Genomic DNA, 283 nt, shown 5'->3' on the forward strand with positions numbered 1-283 from the left:
CTGTGCCAGCCGGGTTTGCAGGCGTTGCTGATAGCCATCTTCTGCATAGACAGTTTCCAAATCACCACTTTCGACCAACTCACGCAAACGCTGTGGTTGCCTGTCGCCCTGATTCAACACATACTCACTGGCCGTTAATACTTCAGAGGCAGAATCAAGCAGATTTTGCTTATCCTGCAGAATCGATTGCCATCGTTCTGTAAGTTGTGTTGTGGTCATTTTTGCCTCATTGGATATTTCAAAATGCACAGTCATTGAAAATGTGTCTAAACTAACAGAACAT

At 44.5% G+C, this 283-nt stretch carries 1 protein-coding gene; it reads right to left on the minus strand.

All coding sequences use genetic code 11. The annotated features are described in order from the left end of the window. Positions 1-219 (minus strand): hypothetical protein (locus B4K20_RS00005; RefSeq protein WP_289281404.1); only part of this gene is annotated, 219 nt, incomplete at its 3' end. Positions 220-283 lie beyond the last annotated feature (64 nt).

Source organism: Methylophaga sp. UBA5088 (assembly GCF_002414625.1).
Taxonomy (GTDB): Bacteria; Pseudomonadota; Gammaproteobacteria; order Nitrosococcales; family Methylophagaceae; genus Methylophaga; species Methylophaga marina.